1 pseudogene is annotated in these 273 nt (G+C 60.1%); it reads left to right on the top strand.

Annotated elements, in window-relative coordinates:
• Nucleotides 1–29: 29 nt before the first annotated feature.
• Nucleotides 30–273, top strand: a pseudogene (locus SB772_RS40910) (hypothetical protein); the annotation flags it as partial.

Raw genomic sequence — 273 nt, 5'->3', positions numbered from 1 at the left:
CCGGTGGCGAGTCTCAGCAGTCCGCGCCGGTGAAGCCCAGCCTGAAATTGCTTGTTCTAAGAGCTGTATCACGCGGGTGGACGCACCTCGCGCTGCTGTTCAAGATGCTTGAGTACCGGGCGACGGTCGTGCACTCGCATGACGTCAATACCCTGCCCACCGCCTGGCTGGCAGCAAAGTTGTCACGCGCCAGGCTGGTGTACGACGCACACGAAATCAGTACCAGCCGAGAAGGCTACAAGAGCCTGCGGAAGGTCGTCGGGTTTGTAGAAA

The sequence above is a fragment of the Paraburkholderia sp. SIMBA_030 genome (assembly GCF_046535245.1).
GTDB lineage: Bacteria > Pseudomonadota > Gammaproteobacteria > Burkholderiales > Burkholderiaceae > Paraburkholderia.
Note: the sequence above shows the minus strand (reverse complement) of the source record. Positions and strands in the feature narration are given on the sequence as shown.